This is a genomic window from Haladaptatus sp. R4 (assembly GCF_001625445.1).
Classification (GTDB): Archaea; Halobacteriota; Halobacteria; order Halobacteriales; family Haladaptataceae; genus Haladaptatus.
The window spans coordinates 322,178-337,069 of the sequence record NZ_LWHG01000029.1 but is presented as its reverse complement, the minus strand read 5'-3'; the positions used below and the strand labels follow the sequence as shown (position 1 = coordinate 337,069).

Below are 14,892 nucleotides of genomic sequence, written 5' to 3'. Positions count from 1 at the left end.
CTTGGAGTAGGTTCGTGTGTATGCATCTCGTAGCAGTAGTTGCACATCCGGACGATGCCGACATCTTCTGTGGCGGTACCCTCGCAAAGCACGCCGAACGCGGCGACGACGTGACCGTCGTCTACATGACGCGCGGCGAGTACGGCGGGTTCGACACCACCGAGTCGGCCGTCGCCGCGACGCGTGAGAAGGAAGCCGAGGCGGCGGCGGAGACGCTCGGCGCGGAAACGGCGTTCCTCGGCTTCGAAGACGGACGGATCACGTACTCGATGGAAAACAGGCTCCGGCTCGTCGAAGCGCTCCGCGAGCACCGGCCCGACGTCGTTCTCACGCATTTCAGCGACGACATGCATCCGGACCATCGAGCCACGTCGCGGTTGGTGACGGACGCGTACTACATGGCCGCACTGCCGCTGTTGGAAACGGACGACGAACCGTGGGAACCCGACAACGTCTACTACTTCGGCAAGGCGACGTCGTCGTTCGAACCGGAGGTGTACATCGATATCAGCGAACAGCAATCGACCAAGGAGGAGGCCATCCTCGAACACGAATCGCAGGTCGAGTGGTTGAACGAACACGGCGGCGTCGATTCCGAGTTCGAGGACATACTGGCGGACGTGAGGGCGCAAGCGCGCGTTCTCGGACGGACGCGCGGCGCAGGGTTCGCCGAGGGATTCGTCCCGCTACACGAGCGGGCCTCCGAGTTCCTCGACTGATACCGACCGCATCTTTTCGTCCCGAAGGAAAAACGAGGCGGCGGTGAGTCTCGCCGCCGACGAACCCCGAGTACGAATCCAAACTGATAGGTCGTGAGTGTGAGAGACAGTCATGGCTTTACAGAAATATGGTCGTAATGGAATACAGGTGAAACGAGGGGGGAGGGGGCTGTGGATACGGGCAAAATACGCACGGAAGTCCGCCCCGTCCCACGAATCGAGTCCGACGGTCGAGACGACATCCACCGAAATTCCAAAATTCAACGGTCGATTTCCCCGACGAATTTATGAGGAAGTAGCCGCAGTACTGTGTCATGACACGGCGTGACAGCCCACCGGAGAACGCGGACGCCCTCGACGGAGTGTTTCGGTTACAGGAGGACGTTTTCGCCAGAAAGGGCCTTCTCGAAATCGGATACGCGCCGGAGTCGAGGCACATCGTGGCCCGCAACGAGGAGATCAGACGCCTCGCGACCGCGTTGAATCCCGCCATCGGCGGGGGCGCGCCGAACAACACGTTCCTGTACGGAAAGACGGGGACCGGAAAGTCCCTCTGTGCCCGATACGCGACGGGTCGTATCGTGGATGCCGCGAGGGAGAACGGGGTTTCCATCGCCCGTGCAACCATCGACTGTTCGCAGGAGGACACCGAGACGCGCGCGGTCAGGGCGCTCGCCCGGGAGATGAACGACCCGGACGAAACGGGCATCGACGTGCCCGAGACAGGCTTCGGACGGTCGCGGTATTATCGTCTGCTCTGGGACGTTCTCGATTCACGATACGACGTCGCGCTCGTGGTGCTGGACGAGATAGACCGACTCGAAAACGACGAACTGCTCCTGCAGTTGTCGCGCGCCGAGGAAACCGGGAAGCTCTCCCGTTGCTCGGTGGGTATCGTCGGAATCAGCAACAAGGTGAGATACCGCGAACGGTTGCAGGAACGCGTGAAGAGTAGCCTGCAGGAACGCGAGATCATATTCGCCCCGTACAGCCGGGACGAACTCGGTGAAATCATTCGGAGCCGCTCCGAGGCGTTCCGTCGCGGGGTGCTTTCGGACGAGGTGCTTTCGACCTGTGCGTCGCTGGCATCGGAGGAACACGGCGACGCACGGAAGGCCATCAACCTGATCCGTCACGCCGGGGAACTCGCCGTCGGTGAGGAGTCCGAAACCATCACCGTCGACCACGTCCAAAGCGCCGACACGCTCGCCGAGCGCGACCGGTTCCAAACGCTGTTCGAGGGGGCGACGGCCCAACAGAAGGCGACGCTCCTCGCCATCGTCTCGCTGGCTCTCGTCGAGCGGTCGCGGACGTTCAAGACGACGGACGTGTACGCGGCCTACGAGGACGTCTGTGCCGACGCCGGTCTCACGGTCCTCTCGAAGCGGCGCGTCCACGACCTGCTTCGGGAGTGGGAGTTCCTCGAAGTGCTCGATATCACGCGAACCGGCGACGGACGCGCTCGGGGCAGTTACCTGCGTCTGCACCTCATCGAAGACCCGTCCGTCATCCGACCGGTGTTCGACGAGAGCAGTCGGTTCGCCGGGGTCGGGCCGACCTCGGGGGCGACCGCGACGACGTGGTCGAACATCTGAAATTTATCGGCGGCGACAGAAGGTTTAAGAGCACTACTTCCACAGTATAGGGTGATGGAACGAATCGGATTAGTGGGAACTGGATTCATGGGCACGACACATGCTAACAGTTATCAGGAGATAGACGGGGCCGAAATCGCGGCCGTCGCGTCGCTCGACGACGAGCGTTACACGTTCGCCGAGGAGCAGACGGCGAACGCCGACGTGTACGAGGACGCGGCGGAGATGATGAACGACGCCGACGTCACGGCCGTCGATATCTGCACGCCGACGCCGACACACCGGCCACTCGTCGAGGCGGCCACCGAACGTGGTCTCGACGTGTTCTGCGAGAAACCGCTCGCCAGAACGACGACGGATGCGGACGCCATCGTCGAGGCGGTGACCGACGCGGATGTCACCTTCATGACGGGGCACGTACTCCGGTACTTCCCCGAATATGTCGAAGCCAAGCGCCGTATCGACGCCGGGGAGGTCGGGTCGCTGGGAACGCTTCACACCGAGCGGCTCTCCTCGCCGCCGCGATACGGCACCAACTCGTGGTTCGGCGATACCGAACAAAGCGGGGGCGTCCTCCTCGACATGGCGATTCACGACTTCGATTACCTTCGTTGGATTGCCGGTGACGTGGACCGGGTCTTCGCCCGAACGGCGTCGTGGGACGACGGCCACCTGAACCAACACTCGTCGGTGACGTTGCGGTTCGAGAACGGCGTCGTCGGACACGTCGAAGCGTCGTGGGGGTATCCCGAGGGGACGCCGTTCACCACGAGCTACGAGTTCGCGGGCGACGAGGGATTGTTGGAGTTCGATTCACGCGACGAGAACTCCGTCCGCGTCTCCGGCGGCGCCGAGGGAACCAACGCGCCGTCCAGCCCGCTGGCGACGAGTCCGTACACGCTGGAACTCGAACACTTCGTCGATTGTGTGAGCAACGGCACCGAACCGGACATCTCGCCCGACGACGCCCGTCAAGCCGTTAGAATCGCCCTGGCCGCCATCGAATCGAGCGAGCGCGGTGAAGCCGTCTCCCCCGCGGAGGTGCACACATGACCGTCCGCATCGGCATCTGTTCGACGGCCCACCTCCACGCCGACTCGTACGCCGCCTGTCTGAACGACCTCCCGGACGTCGAACTGGTCGGCGTCACGGAGACCGGCGACGGGGTCACCGCGACCCGCGCGAAAGCCGACGAGTACGGCGTCGAGTTCATGCAACCGACCGAACTGCTGGCCGCGGTGGACGGCGTCGTCGTCTGTTCGACGAACAGGGACCACGCGATGTGGGTGCAGGACGCCGCCGCGGCGGGCGTCGATATCCTCTGTGAGAAGCCGCTCGCGCCGACCGTCTCCGAGGCGCGCGAAATCGTAAGCGTGTGCGAGACCGCCGGTGTGAACCTCGGCGTCGCCATGCCGCTCCGGTTCAACCAGCCGGTGCGCAACGCGAAGACGGCGCTCGAAAACGGCGTCCTCGGCACCCTCAAGTTCCTGAGCGGGACGAACCGCGGCCAGATGCCCGGCGGTTGGTTCGTCGATCCGGAGGCTTCCGGCGGCGGGGCGACGACCGACCACTCGGTTCACATCGTGGACATCGTTCGGTGGCTCACCGGTGAGGAGGTGAGCGAAGTGTACGCCGAAATCGGAACGCGATTCCACGATATCCCTGTGGAGGACGTGAACCTGCTGTCGATGAAGCTCACCGACGGGACGGAGTTCGTCCTCGACGGCTCGTGGAGCAAACCCGACGAGTGGGATTTCTGGGGCGACGCGACGCTCAGACTCGTCGGAACGGAAGGAGTCGTCTCCATCGATTGCTTCGACCAGAAGATAAAACAGACGCGCGATACCGACGATGCCGGAATTCGGTCGCTGTACTGGGGGTCGAACCCGGACGAAGGACTCGTGGCCGATTTCGTCGAGAGCGTCGCGGAGAACCGACCGCCGCTCAAAACCGGTGCGGACGCCGTACGCGACGTCGCCGTCGTGGAAGCCGCGTACGAATCCGCGAAACGGGGCGAGTCCGTGGCGGTCGAGACGACCGAGACGGCCGCGTTGGACTGACGCGACTCGCTTTCGCTTCGTCGTCAGTACGCGACTTCGACCGGTTCGTCCCGCTCGATGGATTCGTAGGCCGCTTCCATGACGGCGGTCGTCTTGACGGCTTCGTCTATCGGCGTCACGGGCTCCCGACCGGTACGAATCGCCTCGACGAAGTCGTTCAGAAGTTCGTTGTTCGGGTCGGCACCCCAGTACAGCGTTTCGTTGTGGTTGCCGTGATTTGTATCGCAGATACTGGTATATCGCTGGCCGAAACAGTCGGCCGAAAGGGTTCCGTTCGACCCGACGAGTTCGACTTCGGCATCCCCCCAAAACGAACTTTCCTGTGGAGTGCTCCAGGACCCGTCGAGGACGAACGGCGCGCCGTTCGTCAGTTCCATCGACAGCAGGTTCACGTCCTCGACGGGGATGTCGTAGAACCGGGTGTCCATCTCGGCGTACACCTCGGTGACTTCCTCGCCGGTGAGCCACCGAACGATATCCACGATGTGATCGGTGTGGTCGGCGGCCGCGCCACCGCCCGCGAGGTCCGGGTTGACGAACCAGCCCCCGGGCATTCGGCCGCGATTGATCCCCGAGACGGCGACGAGATCGCCGAGTTCTCCCGCCTCGTACCGTTCCTTCAGCCGTCGCATCGGGCGGCTACATCGGATCGGCATGGCCATTCCGGCGACCACGTCGCTTTCCGCACACCGGTCCCGAATCGCAGCGGCGCCTGAGACCGACGTGGCGAGGGGTTTCTCACAGAGGATCGCCACGTCGTACTGGAGCGCGAGGTCGATGAGTTCGCCGTGGCGGGAAGTCGGCGAACAGAGGACGATTCCGTCGGTTTCCACCATCAATTCGTGCTGTGACAGCACGGACGTTCCGACCGCGTTGGCCTGTCGGCGCGCACGTTCGCGATTTTCGTCCGAGATGCCGACGAGTTCGACCCCATGAAGCTGTGAGATGAGGGACGCGTACACTCCGGAGTTGACGTGAGCCGTCGAACAGATACCGAGTCGAATCGTCACGCGTCTCCCCCCGTGAGCGTGACCGGTTTTCCGCGGTCCGCCGACCGGCGGGCGGCGACCGCAATCCGTGTTGCAACGCGGTCGGAGACGGTTTCGGGGTGCCGTTTCTCGCCGCGAACCGAATCCACGAACGTTCGGAGCGAGCGACCGCGGCAATCGTCTTCGATGGGATCGACGGTGAGACACCGCCTTCCGTCCGAGAGAGCGGTAGATGCATCGCGCTCGTGGAAGTCGAGCCGACCGTGATTGCCGCTGTACTCGACGTGGAGTCGTGGGGCGGGAGCGTCGTCCCGTCCCCACGTCGTTTCGACGGTCGCTCGGCCGCCGCCCCGAAAGGTCAGGAGCGCGTGTCCGTGGGCGTATCCCTCCCGGGACCGAGTGCGGACGAAGACCCGCTCGACGGCGTCGAACGTCCAGTCCAAGACGTCGAAGTCGTGAGCGAGAACCTCACAGAGCACGTCTTCGACGGGATTTTCGCGTTGCACACCGGCATACGAGACGTTCCAACCGGGGCCGTCGAACGGTGCGGTTCGCTTGATTCGAGCGACGCCGATCGTTCCGATGCTCCCCGTTTCGACGCCCGCTCGGAGTCGGTCGTACAGCCGGGAGAAGCGGTGTGGGGAACGAACGAGTACCCATCCGTTTCCGGTCGATGCCCGCGAAACGAGCCGTTCGGTCGCCGCGTCGTCGAGCGAGAGCGGCGGATCACACCGAACCGGGACGTCGGCGGAGAGCGCGGTATCTATCGCGTCGGCGCGGCCGACGCCCGACCCGCAGATATCGACCCCGTGAGCGACGGTCGTATCGAGGGCGGTCGCCAGCGAGTCGTATCGTGGCGCGTCGATTCCGTCGAGGGGGTCGGTGCCGGAGTCGGCGTCGGGAACGACCCCGGCGACGGTCGCATCCTCGAAGCGAGCGTATCGCTCGGCGTGTGCTCGTATCGAGCCGTTCCTTCCGACGAGGACGATGCGTCGCATATGGCTACGTACTGCCGCGTTGTGATAAGGATTTGGACGCGGGAAAGTCGGAGCGGACGAACGACGAAATGTACGTTTACGGTATCGAATCGCGCCGGACGATTACGCGCTATCGAGCAGTTCACCGACGCGAATCGCACTCGATTCCAACGTCGCTGCGGGATTCTCCGTCAACCCGTTTTCGTGGATGAGCCACTCGGCACCGGTATCGTCGGCCGCCCGAACACACGCATCGAGGTCGAGGACGCCCTCCCCGAGATCGACGTGCAGCGTGGCATCGTCGCCGGGAACCGTGTCGGTCAGGTGGACGAGCGAGATGTCGTCGGCGTATCGGTCGAGATACGAAAGCGGGTCGACGCCGCCGAACCGAGCGAGTCCGACGTCGAACTCCAGTTCGAGGCTGTCGCTTTTCCGCGCGACGAACTCGTCGTACGCGGTGGCGGAGTCGCCCTCGATCGTCTCGAACTCGTACGCGTGGTTGTGGTAGGACAGTCGAAAGCCGTCGTCCGCGAGTCGATCGGCGAGTTCCGAGAGGTGGCTCGCGGTCTCGGCGATGGCCGAGGTGGACTCGAAACCGTCCGTACCGTACGACGGGACGACGATTCGGTCACAGCCGACCGTCCCGTACTCCGAGACGACGGCGTCGTACTCGGACTCCAACGCGTCCAGGCCGACGTGCGCACCGACCGGTTCGAGGTCGGAGTCGTCGAGTGCCGTGGCGATGGTTTCCGGTGACTGGTCGTGGAACCCGGCGAATTCGACACCGTCGTACGTCGTCTCGGAGACGCGGGAGATGGTTTTCGTGAGCGGTTCGTCGAGATCACGGAGCGTGTAGAGTTGAATCGCTGGACGGATCATTCAGCGTGCCATCCGTGGGCACGCCTCATAATCGTATCGACAACACGTGGACGAAATAACGGTCGAACCATCGGGAACCGAACAACCGCGAATAATCGGACGAGAGGCAAAGCAGGTGAGAAAGGTAGAATAGGTAGAATAGGTAGAAAAGATAGAATAGGTGGAGTAGGTAGAATAGGTGAACGAGAAAGGATAGGAACAATATCTGGAATGGGTGAGATAGAACAGATGAAATGTGGAGGGTAGATGAAATAGATAGAGGCGTTGGGATAGCTAGAATCGATAAAATAGGTCGGATAGGTTGGATAGATGGAATAGGTAGCACAGATAGAGTAGGCCGCGTGGGATAGATGGGAAACTGAAGATAGGAACGAGAGTCGAAATAGACAGGGTAGTGGGAATAGGTAGTTAATCCAAAATAGTAGCAATAGGTGGGACAGAAAAAGGAGACACGGGGGGATGAATAACACGCGGGGAGGATCGGTAACATCACGGGTTGGGGGGAATGCGAGGGGTAGACGGACTAAAACATAGGAATAGGTGAAATAGATAGAATAGGTGAGATGGGTAATCAGGCGAGACGGTGAGGGTACCGCAGCGGAATGGCAAGGGATGGAACAAGTGGGGATAGGTGAACAATTTGCGATAGGTATCTTAGGTAGCATAGATTCAATAAGTAGTTCAGGTAGTGGTGTAAGAGGGAGGAAAGCACAGGGATGGGGAAAAGGACAGATGGGAAGCGTAGGTGAAGTAGCTAAGGTAGGTGAAATAGGAAAGATAGAATAGATACGTTAAATCGGTGGGAATTGAATCTGAGGTACCTATTGTGAGAGATTGTAGAAAGGCGTGTCACGGAGTGGCGTTCCTGATGAACGAGTGATGTCGATCAGTGTGATCCCCGACGACGGTCAAAAATCAGCGAACTCCGTGCGTTTTGCGCGGGACGATTTTACAGGAGGCTCATGAAGTAGTCCCACTCCCACCCGCTGCCCGGGTCGGTGTGATGGCTCGCGCCACCGCCGACGCTGGGGTTGTCGGGGTCGGGAACCTGTTCGTGACCGATGATACCCGATCCGTCGGCCGGGTCCGCCGGAGCGACGCCGGTCGGGTGGGATTTCGGAATGCCGTACTCCTCGCACGCCCAACTCACGATGGAGGCGAGGTTCTGATACAGTTGGTCGGGATGGCTTTCGGACGCGTAGCCCTCGTTCTCGAAGTTGAGGCCCGCGCTGTTGTAGTCGTAGTTCCCGGCCGCGTAGGAGATGTCGTCGTCGTACACCATCTGGGTGATCTGTCCCGAACTGTTGCCGACGACGTAGTGGGCACTCACGCCGGAATCCGGATCGTTGAACACGCTGATGCCACCCTCGTACGAGCCTTGGATGGTGTGTATGATGATCCAGTTGATGTCGCTCGCCGTTCGGTTTGCCGCCGCGTAGTTGCCCGACGCGGCTTGGTCGAACGTCACCGAGGGCTTGGAACCGCCGCTACCGCCGCCACTGGTGGACGTGAGGTAACGTTCGACCGACCAGCCCCACACGCCGCGGTCGAGCCAATGGACGCCCCACCAGGTGTACCCGTCTTTGTCGATGGGACCGTTCATGATCTCGCCGACTTCGCCGTCCGTTCACCGTAGCGACGACCGTCTGGTCCGTGCCTGGCTGTTCTCGGGTGTTCAGTGCAGTCGTCGCTTCGACCTCTTCGCCGTCGCTGAATGCGGCCGCCGAACCGCTCAGTGCGATCGGGATGCCGATGCCTGCCGCGCCGGTTCCGATGGTCTTGATCGCGGATCGTCGATCGAGTTTTCGTGTCGTTGTTGCGTTGTTGCCGTTGTTGCCGTTGTTGCTGGATGAGAATCGGTGAGTTGTGAGTACTATGCGTCGGTGAGGTAGCGTTCGACCGACCAGCCCCACACGCCGCGGTCGAGCCAGTGGACGCCCCACCAGGTGTACCCGTCCTTGTCGATGGGACCGTTCATGATCTCGCCGACCTCGCCAGCCGAGATCGTTGCGACGACCGTCTGGTCCGTACCGGGCTGTTTCCGGGTGTGCAACGCCGTCGTCGGTGCCACTTGGTCGCCGTCGGCGAAGCCGCCGCTTCCGCCGTCGCCGCCACCGCCCGAGGGAAGCTCTGCGGCGATGTCGTTCATGATGTCTGCGATCTTCTCCGCCCACTGGTCGTCCGACGCGTAGTGGACGTTCATGCCGCGCAGCGTCGAACCTTCGTAGTACGTCCCGTCCGTGGAGAGGTACTCCTCGTCAACGTACGCCATCACTTGGCGGACACACTGTTCGAACGACGCGTATCCGTCGGCACACTCCGCCGGGCAGATGTCCCGTGCGTTGAAGCCGTAGATGTTGTTCTTCTCCTGTGCGATGTTGCTCCGTCCCCACGCCGATTCGAGCGCGGCGTGGGCCGCCATGTACACCGCGTTGATGTTTCGATTGTTCTGGACGTCGACCCACGTGTCGCCGAGCCCGACGAGCGGACTCCCCGGCGACACCGAATCGACCGCCGAGTCGAGCTGGCTACCGGAGATTCCGACGGTCTGCCGAAGGTCGCTGTCTATCGTGTAGGACGCGGCAGTCGTCGTGCCGCTGAACGCCAAACCACTCATCGTGGTGAGTCCGGCGACACTCGCACCTTTCAGGAACCGCCGTCGATTGGGTTTCATGATCCAGTTGAGATTCGAAGGTCGTAATTAATTAAATTAACGGCTGTTGGCTATATATTAATATGTTTGCCATATTTACCGACGCGTAGTCCGATGATACGGATTTATCATCACCGGCTATGAGAGATATTCTATGGCATACCAGTATCCGAATACGGAACGCGTCGGTTGGGCCGACGCGTCCGGGAACGAACCCTCACAGACTCACGCGGTGATGATTTCCTCTCCATGAAGATCACGGATATCGAAGCGGTCGTCGTCAACGTCCCGCTCGTCCCGTTCGAAGACGGTGGCATCGGACCCTACGTCACGAATCACAACTCGTTGACGGACATGGACCGCGTCCTCGTTCGGGTGGACACCGACGAGGGAATTTCCGGATGGGGGGAGGTTCGCGTGTTCCTGACGCCGGAAGCGACCGTCGCCATCATCGAGGAGGGGATTCGCCCCCTCGTCGTCGGTCAATCGCCGTTCGAACTGGAAAAACTCCGGCGGCAGGTGTTCATCGAGTACGCCAACGCGACCCGTTCTTCGCACCCGTCGAAGTCGCCTGCTGGGACATCGTCGGCAAGTCGCTCGAAAAACCGATATACGAACTGCTCGGCGGATGGACAACACCGAACCAGACGGAGACGAGACACCGGGAGCACCAGGGGGAATACGGGGAGGGCCACGAGGTCGAAATCGCGTACTGCCTCGGAATCCTGTCGCCCGAGCAGTCCCGTGAACGCGCCGTCGCCGTGCGCGACGCGGGATACTCCGTGCTGAAGACGAAAGCCGGGCGGGACTGGAAGGAGGACGTCGCCCGTATCGAGGCGATGCACGACGCGGTCGATGGCGAACTTGAGTTCCGTCTCGATCCCAATCAGGGGTGGACCACAGACCAAGCGATCCGCGTCGGTTCGATGCTCGCCGACGCCGGGATCTATCTCCAGTACATGGAACAACCGATCCGAGTCGATGCACACGAGTCCTTGGCCGGACTGAAGCGCACCGGACAACCGGTCGGGCCGAACGAGGACACCTACATTCCGCACAACCTGCGGCGACTCATCGACGCAGGGGCAATCGACGTCGCCGTGTTGGATTTGACCCCCGCTGGTGGTATAGCGGGATTGCGGCAGCAGGCGGCCATCGCGGAGGACGCCGGACTCCCGATGGCACATCACTGCGCGTTCGACCTCGGAATCAGAACGGCGGCGATTCTGCACGCGGTCCACGGAATACCGGGTTTTTCGCTCCCGCCCGATTCGGTCTACTACGGTTGGGAGGACGACGTTATCGAGGACCCGTTCGACTGCACCGGTGGCACGCTCGACGTGCCACGGGGTTCGGGCCTCGGGATCGAAATCGATCACGACAAGATCGAACGGTACCGTATCGGCTGAGGATCGCGATCGTAATTACTGGCCTTCCTTCCTCTCCACGCCGAGTATCTGCACCGTCGGAAGCGACCATCCGTACGTGACCGCCGCCACCCGCGTCCCGACGGTCACCGCGGCGCACATCGCGGCGGCGGTATTTCCGACGCCGACACCGCCGAGGGCGGTGACGAGCCAATACGTGCCGCCGCCCAACACCGCGCAACTCGCGTAGAAATCTTCGAGCAGGATGAACGGCGACCGGTTCAACAGCACGTCCGCGAGCGCGCCGCCACCGACCGCGTTGATGGTCGCGATGGCGACGACGCCGAAGCCCGAGACGCCGGTTTGGGTCGCCACGATGGCCCCGGTGGTGGCGAACGCGGCGAGGCCGACGGCGTCGGAGAGGAGCGTCACGGGGTGATCGTCGGGGGAATCGAGCACGAGGGTCAGCCCGACCGCCAGACAGACGCCGAACACACCCAAACCGATCTCTATCGGGGACGTGAGCGCGAGCGGCACCCGATTCACGAGCACGTCGCGTGTCATCCCGCCTGCAAACGCGGTGGCGAGGCCGACGACGGTGATGCCGAACAGATCGAACTCCTCGCGTATCGCCTTGGTCGCGCCGACCAATGCGAAGGCGACGAGTCCGATGGTGTTCATCACCGCAAACGGGCCGCCGAACAGCGTTCCGAGGATGTCCTGAACCACTGGTTTCCCGTAGCGGACTGTCCGTATTGAGCGCTCCGAATCGGTCGTTCACCTTGGGGGACTGATCGACGGGCGACTGTCGGAACCGCGACGAAATTCGTCGTGGGTCGAAGACGGAACACCGTTTTTGTCCGTCGGTCCGTACCCCCAGTATGAACGACGATGGCGATGGCGTCCTGTCTCGACTCGAACGACCGCTGCTCTACGTGATGGGGCTGTTCTACACCATCGCGGGGGTGATGCATTTCGTCGTCCCGAAGGTGTACGCTCGAATCGTGCCGCCACAGTTCCCGAAACCCGTCGTGCTGGTGTATCTCTCCGGAATCGCGGAGATAGTCCTCGGAATCGGCGTGATGATTCGACGAACGCGTCGCCTCTCCGCGTGGGGAATCATCGCACTGCTGGTCGCCGTCTTCCCGGCGAACGTCCACATGGCGATGAGCGGCGAACTCCCCGATGCGGTTCCGGACTGGGCCGAAGATATCACTCGGATCGGGGTGTGGGTCCGTCTCCCGCTTCAAGGCGCTCTCGTCCTCTGGGCGTGGTGGTACACGCGTGAGACACCCGAGACGGCCGAATGACGCACGAAGGAGACAACCGAACGACGAACGAGGTATGACCAACGGGAATGACAACGGGATAGAGCCGTTCGAACCGCATAGTCGGTTTCGTCCGTTCGGGTGGCGGTTATCGACGGTTCGACGGAACGAACCGATGGCGCAAGTGTGGCTCAAGTGTAGAACTTCATCGGGAGGCGGTCGAATCCGTAACTGACCGGTGAGGTCACCGGTTCGACCGACTCCGAGAGGACTTCGATATCCTCGACGTGGTCGGTGACGGCATCGAGAATGATATCCCCCTCCAGTTTCGCGAGCGGAGCGCCCAGACAGTGGTGCGGTCCGAACCCGAACGCGATATGGCGGTTCGCCCGCCGCTCGGGGCGGAACTCCTCGGGGTCGTCGAACACCGCCGGGTCGCGGTTGGCGGATCCGATCCACGAGGTTATCTGCTCTCCAGCGGGAATGACCGTCCCGCTCAACTCCACCTCCTCCGTCGTCACCCGTCCGGAGAGCGATTGCACGGGGCCGCGATACCGGAGGACCTCCTCGAATGTCATCTTCGGATCGATCGTCCCGTCACGCAGGTCCGCGTAGTACCCTTCCTCGTCGAGCGTCCACAGCGCGTTGCCGACGGCGTGTGTCGTCGTCGAGTGACCGGCAAGGAAGAGGAAGATACAGAACGAGACCTGTTCCTCCTTGGAAAGGGGAACGTCGTGTGAGTCGGTATCAATGATAACCGAGATGAGGTCGTCCCCGCCCGTCACTCGACGCTCCTCGATGAGTTCCCCGAAGTACTCGCGCACTTCCGCGAACAGCTTTTGCGGGTCCTCCTTCGACCCCTCCATCGCACCGGTCCACCGTTTGATGATGTCCCACTGGTCGGCGGGGATTCCGAGCAGACGGGAGATGGTACGCGCCGTGACGGGCGCGGTGAGTTCCGAGATTACGTCGATGTCGGGACCGCTGGCGAGCGCCTCGTCGAGTTGGTCGTCGGCGATGGCTCGAATAGATGGGCGGAGGGATTCGAGGTTCCCCGGACGAAAATACTCGTCGACGATGCCACGGATGCGGCTGTGTTCGGGTGGATTCTCGTCCACCAGAACCGTACCGAGGGAGCCGAACGGGTCGAAATCCGACAGTTCCGCGGAGGAGAAGGTTTCGTAGTCCGAGAGCACGCGTTTGACGTCGTCGTAGCCGAATATGTCCCACCGCTCGCGCGCTTCGTCGTACCGAACGGGTTCGGTGCGACGCATCGTCTCGTACCACGGGAACGGGTCCATCCGTCGCTCGGACGGTTCGAGCCCTTTCGGAAGTCGCCTGTCGAGTTCGGGGTTCTGATTCGCCATAAGTTGCTTAACGACCGTTCAGTAAAAGTCCTTTTGGTGGCCGATGGTCCTTCCAGCAGCCTCGAAATCAGGGAAGACCCCCGTATCAGTATCAGTTCAGCGAAACGTTTTTGCTACCAACTACCCATTCGGCGGATAGGGAAACAGTGAACTCCGGCAGCCCACCGTTCCGCGAGACGTGGGCTGTTCGGAGTGTATCGTGGCAGTTTATCCGACGACGACATCGATATGCATCCATACGGGAGAGACGGTGCGGGGACGTCCGTACGAGACCCGGCCGGTGGCCAACCGTCGCTTTCCGCGTGAAAATCCCGGTTCCGAATCACCCCGCACCGACAGCAACGTGAACACGACAATGTCCGAAGATACGATCGGAAACAGATGGAGCGAGTCCGAAGAACAGATCATGGAGGCGACACGGAGGGCGTTACTCCAGCACGGGTATGCACAGCTCTCGATTTCCCGAATCGCCGATGAACTGAACCAATCGAAGGCCTCGTTGTACTACCACTACGACTCCAAGGAGGACCTGTTGCAGTCCTTTCTCGAATTCACGATCGATCGACTCGAAGCCAATATCGATACCGACGACGAAGCCCCCAATCGAGAGCTCGAACAACTCGTAGAAGCGCTTCTCCCCCTCCAACTGAGTGACGAAGAGAGTCAACATCGGGCCGTGATGGTGGAGCTTCGCTCACAGGCGGTCATGAACGACAAATTCCGCGAGCAGTTCACGGAGATAGACGGCCTGATCGTGAAACGGATGGAGCGGATAATCGATAGGGGAATCGACGAAGGCGTGTTTCGAAACGTCGATTCCAGACGCGTTGCGGAGCACATCTTCGCCACGACGAGCGGAGCGACGTACAACCGGGCGACGACCGACCGGAGCGCCGCGGTCGCGGCAGTTCGCGTCTCGTTGTTGTCGTACATCAACAACGAACTGATACAGGGGTGAAAAGCGAAGCCCTCGGTGGAGGAGTCACCAAAAGGTCTATAATTTACCGAACGTTCAGTA

At 61.7% G+C, this 14,892-nt stretch carries 14 protein-coding genes and 1 pseudogene; 8 read left to right on the top strand and 7 right to left on the bottom strand.

Annotation, left to right across the window (positions count from 1 at the left end; genetic code table 11):
* Nucleotides 1-20: 20 nt before the first annotated feature.
* The 4 genes from A4G99_RS19230 to A4G99_RS19215 all read left to right on the top strand — a co-directional run bounded on the left by A4G99_RS19230 (nt 21) and on the right by A4G99_RS19215 (nt 4,374).
* Entirely contained in the window at nt 21-719 is a 699-nt protein-coding gene (locus A4G99_RS19230) for a PIG-L deacetylase family protein (protein WP_066147210.1), read from the top strand.
* A gap of 314 nt (nt 720-1,033) precedes the next feature.
* On the top strand, nt 1,034-2,314 hold the full coding sequence (locus tag A4G99_RS19225) for a Cdc6/Cdc18 family protein (RefSeq protein WP_066147208.1): 1,281 nt from the start codon (nt 1,034-1,036) through the stop codon (nt 2,312-2,314).
* 54 nt (nt 2,315-2,368) lie between these two features.
* The gene (locus tag A4G99_RS19220; RefSeq protein WP_066147206.1) at nt 2,369-3,367 is read left to right on the top strand and encodes a Gfo/Idh/MocA family protein; all 999 of its coding nucleotides are present in this window, start codon (nt 2,369-2,371) and stop codon (nt 3,365-3,367) included.
* A complete protein-coding gene (locus tag A4G99_RS19215; protein ID WP_066147204.1) occupies nt 3,364-4,374 on the top strand; it encodes a Gfo/Idh/MocA family protein in 1,011 nt (336 codons plus the stop codon). Before A4G99_RS19220 ends, A4G99_RS19215 begins: the two co-directional genes overlap by 4 nt.
* A 23-nt stretch (nt 4,375-4,397) precedes the next feature.
* Here A4G99_RS19215 and A4G99_RS19210 read toward each other — a convergent pair whose 3' ends face one another.
* The 3 genes from A4G99_RS19210 to A4G99_RS19200 form a co-directional block, all read right to left on the bottom strand.
* Nucleotides 4,398-5,384, bottom strand: a complete 987-nt coding sequence (locus A4G99_RS19210) for a Gfo/Idh/MocA family protein (protein ID WP_066147202.1) — start codon at nt 5,382-5,384, stop codon at nt 4,398-4,400.
* Nucleotides 5,381-6,361, bottom strand: a complete 981-nt coding sequence (locus A4G99_RS19205; protein ID WP_066147199.1) for a Gfo/Idh/MocA family protein — start codon at nt 6,359-6,361, stop codon at nt 5,381-5,383. The genes A4G99_RS19210 and A4G99_RS19205 overlap by 4 nt, the downstream gene beginning before the upstream one ends.
* Before the next feature lie 102 nt (nt 6,362-6,463).
* On the bottom strand, nt 6,464-7,219 hold the full coding sequence (locus tag A4G99_RS19200) for a sugar phosphate isomerase/epimerase (RefSeq protein ID WP_066147197.1): 756 nt from the start codon (nt 7,217-7,219) through the stop codon (nt 6,464-6,466).
* Between the two features lie 612 nt (nt 7,220-7,831).
* Here A4G99_RS19200 and A4G99_RS26140 point away from each other — a divergent pair.
* Nucleotides 7,832-8,005, top strand: a complete 174-nt coding sequence (locus A4G99_RS26140; protein ID WP_190303816.1) for a hypothetical protein — start codon at nt 7,832-7,834, stop codon at nt 8,003-8,005.
* 163 nt (nt 8,006-8,168) lie between these two features.
* Here A4G99_RS26140 and A4G99_RS19195 read toward each other — a convergent pair whose 3' ends face one another.
* The gene (locus tag A4G99_RS19195; protein ID WP_082837929.1) at nt 8,169-8,822 is read right to left on the bottom strand and encodes an N-acetylmuramoyl-L-alanine amidase; all 654 of its coding nucleotides are present in this window, start codon (nt 8,820-8,822) and stop codon (nt 8,169-8,171) included.
* 270 nt (nt 8,823-9,092) lie between these two features.
* Nucleotides 9,093-9,893, bottom strand: a complete 801-nt coding sequence (locus A4G99_RS19185; RefSeq protein WP_066147193.1) for a glucosaminidase domain-containing protein — start codon at nt 9,891-9,893, stop codon at nt 9,093-9,095.
* A gap of 228 nt (nt 9,894-10,121) precedes the next feature.
* Here A4G99_RS19185 and A4G99_RS19180 point away from each other — a divergent pair.
* A pseudogene (locus tag A4G99_RS19180) lies at nt 10,122-11,281 on the top strand (mandelate racemase/muconate lactonizing enzyme family protein).
* A gap of 15 nt (nt 11,282-11,296) precedes the next feature.
* On the opposite strand, the gene A4G99_RS19175 reads toward A4G99_RS19180, so the two are convergent.
* Nucleotides 11,297-11,920, bottom strand: coding sequence for a trimeric intracellular cation channel family protein (locus A4G99_RS19175; RefSeq protein WP_223302035.1), 624 nt, complete (start codon nt 11,918-11,920; stop codon nt 11,297-11,299).
* 200 nt (nt 11,921-12,120) lie between these two features.
* Here A4G99_RS19175 and A4G99_RS19170 point away from each other — a divergent pair, with 200 nt between their 5' ends.
* Nucleotides 12,121-12,549 carry a DoxX-like family protein gene (locus tag A4G99_RS19170; protein WP_066147190.1) on the top strand — a complete coding sequence of 143 codons (429 nt, stop codon included), beginning with the start codon at nt 12,121-12,123 and terminating at the stop codon, nt 12,547-12,549.
* Between the two features lie 149 nt (nt 12,550-12,698).
* Here the strand turns inward: A4G99_RS19170 and A4G99_RS19165 are convergent, their stop codons facing one another.
* Nucleotides 12,699-13,874 (bottom strand): cytochrome P450, encoded by a 1,176-nt coding sequence (locus A4G99_RS19165; protein WP_066147188.1) that lies wholly within the window; start codon nt 13,872-13,874, stop codon nt 12,699-12,701.
* Nucleotides 13,875-14,229: 355 nt separating this feature from the next.
* On the opposite strand from A4G99_RS19165, the gene A4G99_RS19160 reads away from it, so the two are divergent.
* Entirely contained in the window at nt 14,230-14,832 is a 603-nt protein-coding gene (locus A4G99_RS19160; protein WP_066147372.1) for a TetR/AcrR family transcriptional regulator, read from the top strand.
* The last annotated feature ends 60 nt before the right edge of the window (nt 14,833-14,892 follow it).

Excerpts from the sequence above, each read along its gene's own strand:
- A4G99_RS19225 (WP_066147208.1), top strand. The coding sequence starts at position 1,034 with ATGACACGGCGTGACAGCCCACCGGAGAACGCGGACGCCCTCGACGGA.
- A4G99_RS19175 (WP_223302035.1), bottom strand. The coding sequence starts at position 11,920 with ATGAACACCATCGGACTCGTCGCCTTCGCATTGGTCGGCGCGACCAAG.
- A4G99_RS19200 (WP_066147197.1), bottom strand. The coding sequence starts at position 7,219 with ATGATCCGTCCAGCGATTCAACTCTACACGCTCCGTGATCTCGACGAA.
- A4G99_RS19215 (WP_066147204.1), top strand. The coding sequence starts at position 3,364 with ATGACCGTCCGCATCGGCATCTGTTCGACGGCCCACCTCCACGCCGAC.
- A4G99_RS19185 (WP_066147193.1), bottom strand. The coding sequence starts at position 9,893 with ATGAAACCCAATCGACGGCGGTTCCTGAAAGGTGCGAGTGTCGCCGGA.
- A4G99_RS19195 (WP_082837929.1), bottom strand. The coding sequence starts at position 8,822 with ATGAACGGTCCCATCGACAAAGACGGGTACACCTGGTGGGGCGTCCAT.
- A4G99_RS26140 (WP_190303816.1), top strand. The coding sequence starts at position 7,832 with ATGGAACAAGTGGGGATAGGTGAACAATTTGCGATAGGTATCTTAGGT.
- A4G99_RS19170 (WP_066147190.1), top strand. The coding sequence starts at position 12,121 with ATGAACGACGATGGCGATGGCGTCCTGTCTCGACTCGAACGACCGCTG.
- A4G99_RS19160 (WP_066147372.1), top strand. The coding sequence starts at position 14,230 with ATGTCCGAAGATACGATCGGAAACAGATGGAGCGAGTCCGAAGAACAG.
- A4G99_RS19165 (WP_066147188.1), bottom strand. The coding sequence starts at position 13,874 with ATGGCGAATCAGAACCCCGAACTCGACAGGCGACTTCCGAAAGGGCTC.
- A4G99_RS19205 (WP_066147199.1), bottom strand. The coding sequence starts at position 6,361 with ATGCGACGCATCGTCCTCGTCGGAAGGAACGGCTCGATACGAGCACAC.
- A4G99_RS19220 (WP_066147206.1), top strand. The coding sequence starts at position 2,369 with ATGGAACGAATCGGATTAGTGGGAACTGGATTCATGGGCACGACACAT.
- A4G99_RS19230 (WP_066147210.1), top strand. The coding sequence starts at position 21 with ATGCATCTCGTAGCAGTAGTTGCACATCCGGACGATGCCGACATCTTC.